This is a genomic window from Algoriphagus sp. TR-M9 (assembly GCF_027594545.1).
GTDB lineage: Bacteria > Bacteroidota > Bacteroidia > Cytophagales > Cyclobacteriaceae > Algoriphagus > Algoriphagus halophytocola.
This window is the reverse complement of the sequence record NZ_CP115160.1, coordinates 188,355-202,141: the sequence shown is the minus strand read 5'-3', so window position 1 is coordinate 202,141 and position 13,787 is coordinate 188,355. Positions and strand designations below refer to the sequence as shown.

Below are 13,787 nucleotides of genomic sequence, written 5' to 3'. Positions count from 1 at the left end.
AAAAAGGTCACCTCAAATGAAGTGACCTTTCCCTATTACAAAAACCCCTTACCTTTTCTTTCTCAGCAGAGCCACCAGTATCAAAATAAACACTGCTCCCCCTACTACCCAGACCCATGGCTGCTCATACCATTCTGGTTTACCCAGATCCACGTCAATATCCAGTCCTCCATCCTGCGCAAAGGCAGACACAGAAGCAAATAGCGTCATCATCATTAACAAAATACGTTCGGAATACTTTTTCAATTGATTTTTCATGATTTTTCTAGTTTATAAAATTTTACTTGAATCGAATGTTATATGTCGCTGCCACTCCAATAGCCTGCACATCAGCTGCTGGATCTGAAGTAAATACCTGATTATAAAATGCAAATAGGTTCCAGTCATAATTGTGATAACCCACCTGAGGACGGATGTAAAAACCTCCATCACTCATCAAACCGTCGGTCAAAAATGTGTATCCCACATCTGTGCCCACGAAAATACCTGAAGGCTGTGGGTAATACCTGAACATGACCCCTAAAGGAATAGCCCCAAAATCCTCAGCTCCGGCCACCTCTGACTTTTTAAAATAATTGGTATATCCAGAAGCCACACCTAGACCATAATTGTCAGTTCTCATAAACTGTGCAGCTACATCTACCCCAAAAGCAAATGAGGAATAATCTCCTATATCTCCCACAGGCACTCCAAAGTTCAATCCCAGCTTAAGCCAAGAATTATCCTCGTTGATATCGTCTATCTCTCGGGTAGGCTGCTGCGCAAATGCTACTGCAATAGCCATCGCCAAGCTAATCGACAAAATAATCTTCTTCATAGTTGGTTAGTTTTCCAACTATATTTCCAAACGCGATGCCTGAATCTACCCATCCCGCTTTTCCAACCTGCAAAAGATGGATAAAACGGCAATGAAGGTTGTTTTGCACTAGAAAAGCCAATACTCTTCCCCAGAGTAACTCATTTTCCGAACACACTCACTAACCCGAATTCGGGCATATTATTCCCCAAAAATCATAGTTTAATAAGTACAATCCTTGCTTGGAATGGGCGCATTCATAGCAAAAAAGTGTTTCCATCAATATTTGGCGGCCATTATTCCAATTTCCGCCAGTCTTTGGGAGTCATATCGGTTAAGCTTTTAAAAGTTTTATTGAAATGGGAAAGAGTCTGAAAACCTACCTGATAGGAAATCTGAGCAATGCTTAAGTCCGTTTCCAGCAGCAGCTTCTTTGCCTCGGTAATTCTTAGCTGCTGGATATACTGCGTAAAAGTCTTTCTGGTTCTAAGCTTGAAAAACCTACAAAATGCTTCTTTACTCATATACGCTTGCTCAGCCACTTCTTCGAGTGAAATCTGTCTACCACTGTTTTCTAAAATAAACCGCATCACCTGATCCATCCTCTTGCCATCTCGCTCATTCATGGAGCGTCGTACCGGTATTTGGTTGAGCGGAACCAATTCTTCAGAGTTAAAATCCAGTAGACTGAGTAAATAGATACTTTTTGATAATCGTTCTAAACCTGCTAATCTTCCAAAATCCGACATCAATGCCGTGACCTTTTCCTGCATTTGCCCTTTCAGCTGAAAACAGCCATTGGCCAGCTCAGAGATTTTAGCCAGCTCATGCATTTCCTCCACCTCTTCCAAGGCCTTCCCAAGTGCTCCAAAGTCAAAAAACAAGGTATTGCCAGCTATTCTCAATTTACTTGTTTCCAAAAAATACTCACTGTCACTACGAAATACGTGAGGAATATTTTCGCCTAGTAAAAACACATCTCCCGGCTCAAAGCGACCCACGTAATCCCCTACTAAAATCTGTCCTCTCCCCTCCACTATAAGTGTGATCTGCGCTTCGGGGTGCTGATGAAGTTTACTGTAAAAGTGTTTTCCTCTATCTTCTTGATATTGGATAAAAGTCCTTTCCGACTTTGGGATTTGAAAGGATATAACTTTACTCATAGGAAATTATAGGCTTGAATTAATTGTAATTATATGAATTTAAGAATATTTAATCAACATAGAATCATTTTTTACTAAACCACAACATTCTTCGCAAATTTATACAGGCTATTTTTGTAAGAAAAAACTATGAATTGGAAAGGAGTATTCCCGGCAGTAACGACCAAGTTCCATGCAGACGGAAGTCTGGATATGGATTTGTTTTTTAAGAATATAGACTTTCAGCTTGAATCTGGAGTTCATGGAATCATCCTTGGCGGAACCCTGGGCGAAAGTTCAGTATTGTCCCAAGAAGAAAAAATCACGCTGACCAGGGAAACCGTCAAATACCTGGACGGCAAGGTGCCGGTCATACTGAACATAGCCGAAGGCGCTACTCAAGATGCACTTTTCTGGGCTGCCAAAGCTAAGGAACTCGGAGCTTCTGGCTTGATGATCTTACCACCTATGCGTTATGCAGCGGATGCGCGGGAGGTTGTGAGCTACTTCAAAACTGTGGCCAACAGCACGGATTTGCCCATCATGATCTATAACAATCCTGTGGATTACAAAACTCTGGTAACCATAGATATGTTTGCCGAGCTGGAAGAATGTGAAAACATTCAGGCCATCAAGGAATCCACCCGAGATATTTCCAATGTCACCCGAATGAGAAATAGATTTGGCGATAGATTCAAGTTGCTCTGCGGAGTGGATACGCTTGCCATGGAAGAATTGCTCATGGGAGCAGATGGGTGGGTCGCTGGTTTGGTCTGCGCATTCCCAAAGGAAACCGTCACTATTTTTGAGCTAATCAATGAAGGGAGGTTGGATGAAGCCAGAGAAATCTACCGCTGGTTTTTACCCCTTTTGGAACTGGACATTCACCCAAAGTTGGTTCAATACATCAAGCTAGCCGAACAACACTGCGGCATAGGATCTGAGCATGTGCGAGCTCCGCGACTGACCTTGATCGGGGAAGAGCGTGCACGGGTTGAGAAAATAATCCAAGACGGGATATCCAATAGGCCAAAGCTTTAAAGTCTAGCCTGGATGGCATACCTCTTGCGCCTTTTTCCTATCTTCAAGTTCAACCTTTTAAACTCACAATAACATGATCGATCAAATTTTCAATGCAGCCACTGAGGCTTTTTTACAATACAAAAATCTGCCAGGCAATGAGAGGGCAGATTTTCTGGACAAAATCGCTGATACGCTAGAGTCCAACCGATCTAAAATTGTACCTGTAGCTGTCAAGGAATCTAATCTTCCTGAAGGTAGAATCAACGGGGAACTAGGCCGTACCGTAGGCCAAATCAAGCTTTTTGCCAATATGGTCAGAGAGGGAAGTTGGCTGGAAGCCACCATAGATCCAGGAGATCCGCATCGCGAGCCATTACCAAAGGCCGACATCCGACGAATGCTGATCCCTGTAGGACCAGTGGTAGTTTTTGGAGCCAGTAATTTCCCATTGGCATTTTCTACTGCTGGCGGAGATACTGCCTCAGCCTTGGCTTCTGGCTGTCCGGTAATCTACAAAGGCCATCCAGCTCATCCAGAAACTTCAATTTTGGTAGCAGATTGCATCCACAAAGCAGTACTCGAGTCTAATCTTCCAGAAGGTGTTTTTATACATGTGGAAGGAGGAATAGACGTAGGACAGGCTTTAGTTCAACATCCAGCGGCAAAGGCGGTGGCATTTACCGGCTCATTCAACGGAGGTAAAGCCCTATTTGACCTCGCATCAAAACGAGAAGAACCTATTCCGGTCTATGCAGAAATGGGATCTGTAAACCCTGTATTCACTTTCCCAGAAAAACTTGAAAATGAGCTGATTCCTTTGGCACAAGCCTATGTGAACTCCCTGACTTTGGGTTCGGGACAGTTTTGTACCAATCCGGGATTGATCTTTGTTCCAAAAGAACATGCTGAGGAATTTGAAACAGCTACTGCCCAAGCCTTAAAGGACATTGCCGGCTCTCCAATGCTACACCCGGGCATAGCCAAATCTTATTACGAAGCCATAGCGTATTATCAGACTCGAAACGAACTTAAGTGGATCAAAGTCGCAGATCCAAAGCACCAGATCAACGGCAGCCCTGCTTTGGCACAAATCACAGCCGCAGATTGGCTGGCAGACGATGTATTCCAGCAAGAGGTATTTGGAGCATTTGCATTCATGGTAGTGTATGATTCTCCGAATGAACTGATGGAAATAGCTAAGAAACTCCATGGCCAGTTGACCATCACCGTGTGGGGAGATATTCCGGAACTGAAACAAAATGCAGCATTGATCAATATTCTGGAAGAAAAATGCGGGAGATTACTCTTCCAAGGCGTCCCTACAGGCGTAGAAGTAGGCTACGCTATGCAGCACGGTGGGCCTTACCCATCCACTACTGACCCGCGCAGTACATCTGTAGGTTCACATGCCATCAAGCGTTTTGCCAGACCGATAGCCTTTCAGGATATGCCGGAGGATCTTTTGCCTGATGCTTTGAAAAATGATAACCCGCTGAAAATTGTGCGACAGGTGAACGGGAAGTTTACGGTTGAGAAAATTAACTGATTTGAGATTTACCGCATTATGCTGGACTCCATAGGTCATTGAACAAATATGCGTCTAACCCCGCTGTCCGACTTAAAACACTATGTCAATTCTCCAATCTTCAAATATTTCAATTTTGAATTAGTTCATGTCAACACGACACACTTTCTCCTGCATCGATGCCCATACCTGTGGCAATCCGGTGCGGGTAGTTTCTGGGGGAGTCCCCTTTTTGAAAGGTGACAATATGCTGGAAAAGCGCCAGTATTTTCTAGAAAATCTGGATTGGATCCGGACAGGTTTAATGTTTGAGCCTAGGGGTCATGATATGATGTCGGGCTCCATGCTTTTCCCTCCTCATGATCCTGAAAATGATGTGGCAGTGCTTTTCATAGAAACCAGCGGCTGCCTAGCCATGTGCGGACATGGAACCATAGGCACAGTCACCATTGCAATAGAGGAAGGGTTGATCTTTCCAAAAAACCCCGGAAAACTGAGGCTGGAAACCCCGGCAGGACTGGTTTTGGTGGAGTATAAGCAAGAAGGCAATAAAGTAAAATCTGTCAAACTCACGAATGTCAAGAGCTTTCTGGCTGCTGAAGGATTGGAAATTGAGTCCGACGAACTGGGAAAACTGACCGTGGACGTTTCCTATGGAGGTAACTTCTACTGCATCGTAGATCCGCAGGAAAATTTCCAAGGCCTGGAGCATTACAAAGCCGAGCAGTTGATCTCTATGGCTCGCTCGCTTCGCAAAAAAATGAATGAACAATATGAATTTGTCCATCCTGAGCATCCAGCGATCAAAGGGCTTTCACATGTGCTTTGGACAGGCAAAACACTGGATCCTAAGAGTACAGCTCGCAATGCAGTATTTTACGGAGACAAAGCTATAGACCGCTCGCCTTGTGGAACCGGAACCTCAGCCAGACTGGCACAATGGTATGCAAAAGGGCTTCTGAAACCAGGAGAAGATTTCATCCACGAGAGCTTCATTGGCTCCAAATTCATCGGCAGAATTGAGGAAGAAACAGAAATTGCCGGCAAACCAGCCATCATTCCAAGCATAGAAGGTTGGGCGAAAGTGTATGGATATAACACCATCATTCTGGACGACGACGATCCCTATGTGCATGGATTCCAAGTCATTTAGTCCTTTGAGGTGTCATTATGAGCGACAAAGGAGCAAATAATCTCCTCGAAGGTCTTTTCTGAAAAGTACTTATTAACTAAACCTTCGAGGTTTTATAAACCTCAAAGGTTGTGCTATAAATATGAAACCAACAATCATCATCGGAGGCGGAATAGTCGGTCTTTTCACTGCCTATTATCTTCAAAAGGAAGGAGTCGAGGTGCAGGTAATCGATCAGGGAGATATGCAAGTGAACTGCTCCACCGGAAATGCCGGCATGATCGTGCCGAGCCATATTATTCCCTTGGCGGCGCCAGGCATGATCAGCAAGGGGATTTCCTGGATGTTTTCTTCCAAAAGCCCCTTTTACATCCATCCGCGTCTGGATGCCAAATTACTGAAGTGGTGTTATCAGTTTTATAGAGCAGCCAATCCTAAACACGTGGAGCGAAGTGTTCCAATTTTGAAAAACCTGAGTTTACTCAGCAAAGCACTCTATCAGGAGTTTCGGGATGAGCATCCAGAATCGTTAATCGCTCTTCAGGAGAAGGGTTTGATGATGATCTATCAGACTGAAGCAGTGGAAAAGGAGGAAATCGAATTTGCCCATCTCGCGAATGCGAACGGTTTACAGGCAGATATCCTTAGTCCAGCGGACATTAGGACTTTCGAGCCAAACTTGGAAGTTAAAGCCCGTGGGGCAGTCCGTTTTCCTGGAGATGCCCACTTGGATCCCGGGAAACTATATGGTTTTCTAAAGAGCTATTTGCTGGAAAAAGGAGTGAAATTCCTTCCAAACACTACTGTAACTGGTTTCGAAAAAAGTAGCGATAGCATCAAAGCTGTCATCACAGATCAGGGAAAAATCGAGGCTGAGAAAGTTATACTTTGTGGGGGATCTTGGTCTGGAAAATTGGCGGATATGCTTGGCTTCAATCTTCCTATGATGGGCGGAAAAGGTTATTCTTTCCTACAGGAAAACCAACCTGAGATCATCCAATCCTCGATCCTAACTGAAATGAAAGTAGCAGTAAGCCCCTATGGGGAGCAAGTACGATTCGGAGGCACTATGGAAATTGCCGGTACCAATCAACAAATCAACATGAATCGGGTAAAAGGGATTTTTGAATCCATCAATCGCTTTTACCCTGACTTCGAGGCCAAATTTCCGGAACAAAATAAAATTTGGAAAGGGCTGAGACCCTGCTCTCCAGACGGACTTCCGTACATTGGTTTTGCTCCTGGATATTCAAACGTAATGGTGAATTCTGGTCACTCCATGATGGGAATCAGTTTGGCTCCAGCTTCAGGTAAAATCATCAGCGAATTACATCAGCAAAAGGACACTACCTTGGGACTGAAAGGTTTTGAAGTGGATAGATACATGTGAGTCCTTTGAGGTTTTCAGAACCTCGAAGGACTTTTTATGATTACTGTTTTTTCAAGCCATTTCATTAACTTTCATTTATGGAATCAGATGAAAAAGATCTTGTAAAAGAGCCATTTACAGAATATGGCGTATATTCTTATGCGGACTATCTGACTTGGGATATCGATGAAATGGTCGAGCTCATCAAGGGAAAAGTGTTTCGATCTGCTGCCGCTGCGCCGAGAATGAAGCATCAGCAGATAGTCCTACGTTTAGGTTCAGCATTTTTACAATTCCTCGAAAATAAACCCTGCGAAGCATTTATCGCCCCATTTGACGTAAGGCTCCCAGTGAAATCCCGAAAGAATGAAGACATATTCACGGTAGTTCAGCCTGATATATGTGTGGTTTGCGATCGTTCGAAATTAGATGATGCAGGTTGTCTAGGTGCTCCGGATTTAATCGTAGAAGTACTTTCTCCAGGGAATAATAAGAAGGAGTTAAAGAACAAATATGAAGTTTACGAGGAATCCGGTGTGCGTGAATATTGGGTTATTCATCCCTCTGAGGAGACGCTGATGATCTATAGCCTGATCGACGGAAAGTATAATCCTTCCAGACTTTTTACACGTGGAGACATCGTCAAGTCTGAATGCATCGCCGGATTTGAACTGGATCTTGAGAAGTTTTTTGAAAAAATAGATTAGAAAGACATAAAAAAATCCTGCTTCAAGAGAAGCAGGATAACTTTTGACAGTCAAGGCAAAGTATTTATCAAGTCGTATAAACAGAATTGAACATCACGTAATCCGTGGTCAGATCTGATCCCCAGCCTATTCCTTCTTCTTCACCGGTATTCAGTTCCATGTGAACGCGAATATGGGATTCACGAAGCAATTTTTTCATGTATGACTTTTCAAACTCCACCGGGTTTCCTTTGTCCAGCACCTGAACTAGGTGATTTTGATCACCGATATAGAGATTCACCTTTTTATAGTTGAAAGAAACCCCTGCATTCCCCGCTGCTGCTATGATTCTTCCCCAGTTTGGATCACGACCAAACATAGCTGTTTTCACCAAAGTAGAGTCTGAAATAGACCGAACAATGGTTCTGGCAATGGCCTCAGTTCTTGCTTTGGTCACTTTATATTCTACAAATTTTGAGGCACCTTCTCCGTCCGAAACTATTAGTTTTGCAAGGTGGGTAAGAATTTGAAGCAGTTTTTCCTGAAACAGCTCATAGCCTGGATCTTCCTTACTTTTCACCTTTCTGTTTCCGGCCAGGCCATTTGCCATGACTGCAACCATGTCATTGGTAGACGTGTCTCCATCTACTGTGATCATGTTAAATGAACGATCTACGCAGTAGCTCACAGCCTCTTGAAGCAGCTTTTCATCGATATTGAAATCCGTCACTATAAAAGCAAGCATAGTTGCCATGTTAGGATGGATCATGCCGGAACCCTTAGCTACACCAGCCATATTAATTTTGGTGCCGTCATGTTCAAAATCAACAAATCCCTCTTTGGCAAAGGTATCTGTGGTTAAAATCGCATTGGCCACAAAAGAACCTGCTTTCAACTCATCACTGAGTTTAGGGATGTTGACTTTGAGCCCCTCTACCACATCTTCTGTGGGAAACTCCACACCGATGATACCTGTAGATGCTACTATCACATCCTCTTCTGGAATCCTCAATAGCTCAGCGGTGGTTTTTACCATAGCCTCTGCTCCTTCTCTTCCCTGCTCACCGGTACATGCATTTGCATTTCCAGCGTTGCAAATGATCACCTGAGCACGGTTATTTTCCAGATTTTTCTCGGTGATTTTGATAGGCTCAGCCCGCACCTTATTTTGAGTCAAAGTCCCCGCCGCTGCTGCTGGGACTTCCGAATAAATTATGGCCAAATCCCGTTTCATGGATTTCACGCCTGTATGTGCTCCCCAGCATTTGATGCCGCGAACATTCGTAATATTCTGTATCATCTTTTTCTAAATTATGATTTTATAAATCCTCTTTTTACCAAAAAGCTAACTATGCATAGAAGCAGCTCAACTCTAGCATTTAGGCGACTTCTGTCTACTGTCTGCTTAGGGTTTTAATGGTATCTGAGCTAGCCCTTCTGCGTCCTCCAAACCAAACATTAAGTTCATGTTATGAACCGCTTGACTTGCCGCTCCTTTTAGTAAATTATCAATGGCAGATATCGCAATAACGCGGTTCGTTCTTTTGTCCCACACCGGAAATACATCACAATAGTGACTTCCTCGTACATCTTTGATTCCCGGAGCCTGATTTCTTAGTCGCACAAAAGGCTTGTCTTTATAGAAATCACGATAGATCTCTGTAAGCCTTTCCTGATCCATTTCTCCACTTACCTGTGCATAAGCTGTCACTAAAATACCTCGATCTACGGGAAGCAAATGTGGCGTAAACTGAACCGCAGTTTGGCCGCCTGCCAATCCTCCCAGTTGTTCTTCTATTTCAATTGTATGCCTATGTCCTGCTATTCCGTATGCCTTGAAATTTTCATTCACATTAGAAAAATGAGTAGTCGCACTGGCTTTGATTCCAGCTCCGGTCAAGCCGGATTTAGCATCTATGATCACCGAGTTTTCCTTGATAAGCTGCTTCGCAAAAAGAGGAGCTAAACTTAAAATGGAGGCAGTGGGATAGCATCCCGGGTTTGCGACCAGAGTAGCAGGTTTGATTTTTTCTGAAAAAAGCTCAGGCAAACCATAAACAGCAGTCGCAAATCCTTCTGGATAGCTATGCTTTTTGTTATACCATTCTTCATAGACTTCTTTGGTAGAAAGCCTAAAATCTCCTGAGAGATCAATGATTTTGGCTCCTGAATCTTTCCACTTTGCCACAAAATCCATGGAAACTCCATGAGGCAAAGCCAAAAATATCACATCCAACTCCTCCTTGGAAACCTCCTCAGCACTGACCAGTGGAATGTCCAATCGATCAAAAAACTGCGGATGCAGCTCCGAAAATGGCTTTCCCTGATGGGATTCTGAAGTGATCATTTTGATCTCTACCTTCGGGTGGTCAGATAATAATCTCGCTAGTTCCGACCCTGTAAATCCAGAGGCACCGACTATGGCTACTTTTAATTTCTCTTTGTTCATCTTAGGCTGATATTTTGGTTTCGGAAAGGACTGCATCTAGTTTTTCAAGAAACAAATTCAATTCATCTCTGCTGATATTCAGCGCAGGCACCAGTCTTAAAATATTCCCGGCAGTAGCATTGGCTACAACCCCCTCTTCCAAAAGACGCAATACCACAGGCTTGGCTTCAGATTTCATGATAATTCCTAGCATCAAGCCTACACCTCGGACATCTACCAGCTCATCGTGTTTTGCGATCAACTCAGCCAGTTTGCCTCTCAGCCATTCACTGGTTTCAGTAGCTCTTTTGCAGAGATGCTCCTCATTGATCACTTCTATCGTGGCTATAGCAGAAGCGGCCACCAGTGGATTTCCTCCGAAAGTCGTCCCATGATCACCAAACTCTATTGCGTTAGCCACCTTATCATTACAGAGAATAGCCCCTATTGGCGCTCCTCCGCCTAGGCCTTTGGCCAAAGTCATGATATCCGGCTGCACTCCGAAATGATCCTTAGCAAACCATTTCCCTGTTCTACCAATTCCACACTGGATTTCGTCAAAAATCAACAAAATACCTTTCTCATCACATAAGTTTCGCAATCCTTCCAAATACGCTTTTTCCGCAGGAACAACTCCTCCTTCACCTTGAATCGGCTCCACAATCACTGCGGAAGTTTCTTTATCAATCGCAGCTTCCACTGCTGAAAGGTCATTAAAAGGCACTTGAGCAAATCCTGTTGGGATCGGGCCAAAGCCCTGCTGATATTTCTCCTGCCCAGTCGCAATGGTAGCCAGCGTACGGCCGTGAAAAGAGTTTTGCATAGAAATGATTTTCCCGCCTAGTCCATGCTTATGCGCATATCTACGGGCAATTTTGATCGCTCCCTCCACAGATTCAGCACCTGAATTCGTCAAGAAAACCCGGTCTAATCCTGAGATTTTCACTAACAACTCGCTAAGTGCAACCTGCTGCGGAGTTACAAAAAAGTTGGAAATATGCATCAGTTCAGCGGCTTGCTTTTGCACTGCTGAAACTACTTTTGGGTGACAATGTCCTACATTAGTTACTGCTATTCCAGCTAGTAAGTCTATGTATTCTTTCCCATTTGCATCCCAGAGTCTACTCCCTTTTCCCTTGATAAATGCCAAGGGAAAACGGTTAAAAGTGGGAAGGTAATTTTCTTTGTCTTTAGTGTATAAATCTAAATTGTTCATGGTTTATAGGGTCAAGGTTGTTCCGATTCTTTGATTATGAACTACGTAATTTGCGATTTGCTCTGGACGGGTTCCGTTAAGAATGATGGCTTTTTTCACGCCTTCTTTCAGTGCCAAAACGCAGGAATTGATTTTCGGGATCATGCCACCTTTGATGGTGCTTCCCATGTGCTGATTTACAGCTTCCTCATCTAATTCGTGAATAATAGATTCTGGATCAGGGTAGTTTAGAAAAAGTCCATCTACATCTGTCAAAACAATCATTTGGTCCACATTAAGTGCTGAAGCTAATTTTCCGGCAAAAGTATCCGCATTAATATTATATGATTCGCCATTAGATCCATCTGCTATACAAGCCACTACCGGTACATAGCCGGAGGCACAAAGCATATTGATAAGACTACCGTCAATTTCCGTAATTTCTCCGACCAATCCTAGGTCCACAGCCTCTCCTTCTGCAGTGGTGTGTTCATATTTTTTCGCAGAGACCATACCTGCGTCTTTGCCGGAGAGCCCCACTGCTTTGAGCTGGTGATGGTTTAGGGTTGAAACCAGATTTGCGTTGACTTCACCAATCAGTGCTTTTTGGATTTCGGCGAAAGCGAGTTCCTCGGTGACTCTCAGCCCGTCAATGAAGTGAGATTTGATGGCAGCTTTTTCCAGTGCCTTGTTGATGAAGGGTCCTCCTCCATGGACCATGACCACTTCATTTCCGGCTTGTTGAAGCTTAAAAATTTCTGCAGCAATTTCCTGTTGCAGCTGGGGATTAATCATCGCATTCCCACCATATTTGATGAGAATTCTTTGAGTAGACATTTTTGTTTTTTTTATAATAAATTGATTTTTTCCGGACCTACCCTTCCCTTGTGGCCTGGCAGGCATGAAAACAAATCAGAATTGAATTACAATATTTAAGAGTTGATAATTTAATAAATGCAGGCTTAACTTATTTAACCCAACACTAATAAAACAACCTTCGTACCGAAAGAGGATGTTTTGCAGATTAGGTTCAGCTTATTGAAATAGTGAAGCAAAAAACTCTTAAAAGTCAAAACACAAATCATTATTTGGTAAAAAAGGCTGACAAGCTGGCAGTTCAAGAAAGCATATCACTAGTTTACAGAAATCTCAAATCACTTTTTTAATATAATTTTTGTGATTCAAATCACAAAAATCACGGATAATAATTAGTTTGAAACAACATTAAAGAGCACAAAAATGCTCTTAGTCTTATTGAAGCACCTTCACCATTTTATCAAATCCCTTTTTGATTTCTGTGAATTGCCTATCCCGGGATGCTTCCAAAGCTTCTTCTGTAACATTCGAGGCCACCTCGAATTGCTCATAGATTTCCGAGAACTCAATAGCGCGCTGATTCCCTTCCAATCCCCAAGTAGCCAAATAAGCACCTAGCTTTTCTACCTTCAATCCTACATGCGGAACCGCATAACTCAATGCCGTAATTGCTCCATGCAAACTCGTGCCCACATAGCATTTCGCATTGGCGATCAGGTACATGATGTCCCAGATATTGTCTGCATCAAAATAAGTAAAAGGACTTTTCAATAGTGTCCCAATCTCCTGAAGAGCTTCATGATCGTCGTGATCCAGTGCTTTCCCGATTGGGCAAAGGCAGATTTCAGTATTCCCTTTTTGATAAATCTCATCCAGACCATCCGCAATGGTCTGTTCGTGACCACGTGTAGTTTTCTTATTTATTTGAGCAAAAACATACTTTCCAGAATGCTCAGCCACATATCCAGCCACCTCTTGGGTGACATTTTTATGTAGGAAATTCAACGGGTAAAACTCAGACATCAAAATCGCTGAATCAGGAAATAGATCCGCCTCCACGCCATTTCTTGCCAGATTATCGACAGTCAGCTGATCCCGTACTGCAAAGTAATCCGCATTCTGAAGCTTCTCTTTCAAGAAATCATACTTTTCGAAAGTGGCAGCACTTAACCCTGAACCACCAAGTGAATTCAGCGTCACAGATTGTACTCCGGCAAAATCAGATTTATCAAACACAAAAGGAAGTGTGGTCTTTCCTTTCAGGATCTTCTTAGTCCAGGCATTGAGATCCAACAATTTATTTACCCGGACATGCCTCTTATTAATTTGTTGGAAAAGTGGATTCAGCGCAGCATAAAGCGAATTCCATGTCACTCCCAATGCCTCACCACCCGCGATAATCACGTGCACAGGATCATTTGGGTCACTGCAGGCTTTGTAGAAATCCTGAAGCCCTTTGGTCGGCAAACCGCCTACAGATGTAAGATCACTCTCAACCAAACCGAAATACTCGAATTTGAAATCCTTTCCGTAGGTACTCAATTGCCTTTCGATCACCAATGGAAAAAGTAAATCCCCGTAATTGTATCGGTCAAAGGCGCCAATAATTAAGACTTTTGTCATGTGTTTTATCTTAAGTCAACAGTCCATAGACCACAGTCCACAGCTGGTAAAA

At 43.3% G+C, this 13,787-nt stretch carries 13 protein-coding genes; 5 read left to right on the top strand and 8 right to left on the bottom strand.

From position 1 onward, the window contains the following. Window positions 1-48: 48 nt before the first annotated feature. The 3 genes from PBT90_RS00955 to PBT90_RS00945 all read right to left on the bottom strand — a co-directional run bounded on the left by PBT90_RS00955 (window position 49) and on the right by PBT90_RS00945 (window position 1,959). On the bottom strand, window positions 49-258 hold the full coding sequence (locus tag PBT90_RS00955) for a hypothetical protein (RefSeq protein WP_264808492.1): 210 nt from the start codon (window positions 256-258) through the stop codon (window positions 49-51). Window positions 259-280: 22 nt separating this feature from the next. Further along, a complete protein-coding gene (locus PBT90_RS00950; RefSeq protein WP_264808491.1) occupies window positions 281-817 on the bottom strand; it encodes a hypothetical protein in 537 nt (178 codons plus the stop codon). Between the two features lie 275 nt (window positions 818-1,092). Beyond that, on the bottom strand, window positions 1,093-1,959 hold the full coding sequence (locus PBT90_RS00945; RefSeq protein WP_264808490.1) for an AraC family transcriptional regulator: 867 nt from the start codon (window positions 1,957-1,959) through the stop codon (window positions 1,093-1,095). Between the two features lie 129 nt (window positions 1,960-2,088). Between PBT90_RS00945 and PBT90_RS00940 the strand changes: the two genes are divergently transcribed. The 5 genes from PBT90_RS00940 (at window position 2,089) to PBT90_RS00920 (ending at window position 7,694) form a co-directional block, all read left to right on the top strand. Further along, window positions 2,089-2,979: a dihydrodipicolinate synthase family protein gene (locus tag PBT90_RS00940; RefSeq protein ID WP_264808489.1), complete on the top strand. Its 891-nt coding sequence runs from the start codon at window positions 2,089-2,091 to the stop codon at window positions 2,977-2,979. A 73-nt stretch (window positions 2,980-3,052) separates the two neighbouring features. Further along, window positions 3,053-4,507 carry an aldehyde dehydrogenase (NADP(+)) gene (locus PBT90_RS00935; RefSeq protein WP_264808488.1) on the top strand — a complete coding sequence of 485 codons (1,455 nt, stop codon included), beginning with the start codon at window positions 3,053-3,055 and terminating at the stop codon, window positions 4,505-4,507. 127 nt (window positions 4,508-4,634) lie between these two features. Beyond that, complete coding sequence (locus PBT90_RS00930; RefSeq protein ID WP_264808487.1) at window positions 4,635-5,639, top strand: 4-hydroxyproline epimerase; 1,005 nt, start codon at window positions 4,635-4,637, stop codon at window positions 5,637-5,639. Between the two features lie 121 nt (window positions 5,640-5,760). Next, window positions 5,761-7,008 carry an NAD(P)/FAD-dependent oxidoreductase gene (locus PBT90_RS00925; RefSeq protein WP_264808486.1) on the top strand — a complete coding sequence of 416 codons (1,248 nt, stop codon included), beginning with the start codon at window positions 5,761-5,763 and terminating at the stop codon, window positions 7,006-7,008. Window positions 7,009-7,085: 77 nt separating this feature from the next. Continuing rightward, window positions 7,086-7,694 (top strand): Uma2 family endonuclease, encoded by a 609-nt coding sequence (locus tag PBT90_RS00920; protein WP_264808485.1) that lies wholly within the window; start codon window positions 7,086-7,088, stop codon window positions 7,692-7,694. Between the two features lie 67 nt (window positions 7,695-7,761). On the opposite strand, the gene argJ is transcribed toward PBT90_RS00920, so the two are convergent. The 5 genes from argJ to PBT90_RS00895 form a co-directional block, all read right to left on the bottom strand. Continuing rightward, window positions 7,762-8,973, bottom strand: a complete 1,212-nt coding sequence (gene argJ, locus PBT90_RS00915) for a bifunctional glutamate N-acetyltransferase/amino-acid acetyltransferase ArgJ (protein ID WP_264808484.1) — start codon at window positions 8,971-8,973, stop codon at window positions 7,762-7,764. 105 nt (window positions 8,974-9,078) lie between these two features. Next, window positions 9,079-10,122 (bottom strand): N-acetyl-gamma-glutamyl-phosphate reductase, encoded by a 1,044-nt coding sequence (gene argC, locus PBT90_RS00910; protein ID WP_264808483.1) that lies wholly within the window; start codon window positions 10,120-10,122, stop codon window positions 9,079-9,081. A gap of 1 nt (window position 10,123) precedes the next feature. Further along, window positions 10,124-11,317, bottom strand: a complete 1,194-nt coding sequence (locus tag PBT90_RS00905) for an aspartate aminotransferase family protein (RefSeq protein ID WP_264808482.1) — start codon at window positions 11,315-11,317, stop codon at window positions 10,124-10,126. Window positions 11,318-11,320: 3 nt separating this feature from the next. After that, the gene (argB, locus tag PBT90_RS00900) at window positions 11,321-12,133 is read right to left on the bottom strand and encodes an acetylglutamate kinase (protein ID WP_264808481.1); all 813 of its coding nucleotides are present in this window, start codon (window positions 12,131-12,133) and stop codon (window positions 11,321-11,323) included. A 414-nt stretch (window positions 12,134-12,547) separates the two neighbouring features. Further along, window positions 12,548-13,735: a polysaccharide pyruvyl transferase family protein gene (locus PBT90_RS00895; RefSeq protein ID WP_264808480.1), complete on the bottom strand. Its 1,188-nt coding sequence runs from the start codon at window positions 13,733-13,735 to the stop codon at window positions 12,548-12,550. Between the last annotated feature and the right edge of the window lie 52 nt (window positions 13,736-13,787).

What these genes read in the sequence shown, in the direction of transcription:
- PBT90_RS00955 (WP_264808492.1), bottom strand. Translation starts at nt 258, where the DNA reads ATGAAAAATCAATTGAAAAAGTATTCCGAACGTATTTTGTTAATGATG.
- PBT90_RS00950 (WP_264808491.1), bottom strand. Translation starts at nt 817, where the DNA reads ATGAAGAAGATTATTTTGTCGATTAGCTTGGCGATGGCTATTGCAGTA.
- PBT90_RS00945 (WP_264808490.1), bottom strand. Translation starts at nt 1,959, where the DNA reads ATGAGTAAAGTTATATCCTTTCAAATCCCAAAGTCGGAAAGGACTTTT.
- PBT90_RS00940 (WP_264808489.1), top strand. Translation starts at nt 2,089, where the DNA reads ATGAATTGGAAAGGAGTATTCCCGGCAGTAACGACCAAGTTCCATGCA.
- PBT90_RS00935 (WP_264808488.1), top strand. Translation starts at nt 3,053, where the DNA reads ATGATCGATCAAATTTTCAATGCAGCCACTGAGGCTTTTTTACAATAC.
- PBT90_RS00930 (WP_264808487.1), top strand. Translation starts at nt 4,635, where the DNA reads ATGTCAACACGACACACTTTCTCCTGCATCGATGCCCATACCTGTGGC.
- PBT90_RS00925 (WP_264808486.1), top strand. Translation starts at nt 5,761, where the DNA reads ATGAAACCAACAATCATCATCGGAGGCGGAATAGTCGGTCTTTTCACT.
- PBT90_RS00920 (WP_264808485.1), top strand. Translation starts at nt 7,086, where the DNA reads ATGGAATCAGATGAAAAAGATCTTGTAAAAGAGCCATTTACAGAATAT.
- argJ (WP_264808484.1), bottom strand. Translation starts at nt 8,973, where the DNA reads ATGATACAGAATATTACGAATGTTCGCGGCATCAAATGCTGGGGAGCA.
- argC (WP_264808483.1), bottom strand. Translation starts at nt 10,122, where the DNA reads ATGAACAAAGAGAAATTAAAAGTAGCCATAGTCGGTGCCTCTGGATTT.
- PBT90_RS00905 (WP_264808482.1), bottom strand. Translation starts at nt 11,317, where the DNA reads ATGAACAATTTAGATTTATACACTAAAGACAAAGAAAATTACCTTCCC.
- argB (WP_264808481.1), bottom strand. Translation starts at nt 12,133, where the DNA reads ATGTCTACTCAAAGAATTCTCATCAAATATGGTGGGAATGCGATGATT.
- PBT90_RS00895 (WP_264808480.1), bottom strand. Translation starts at nt 13,735, where the DNA reads ATGACAAAAGTCTTAATTATTGGCGCCTTTGACCGATACAATTACGGG.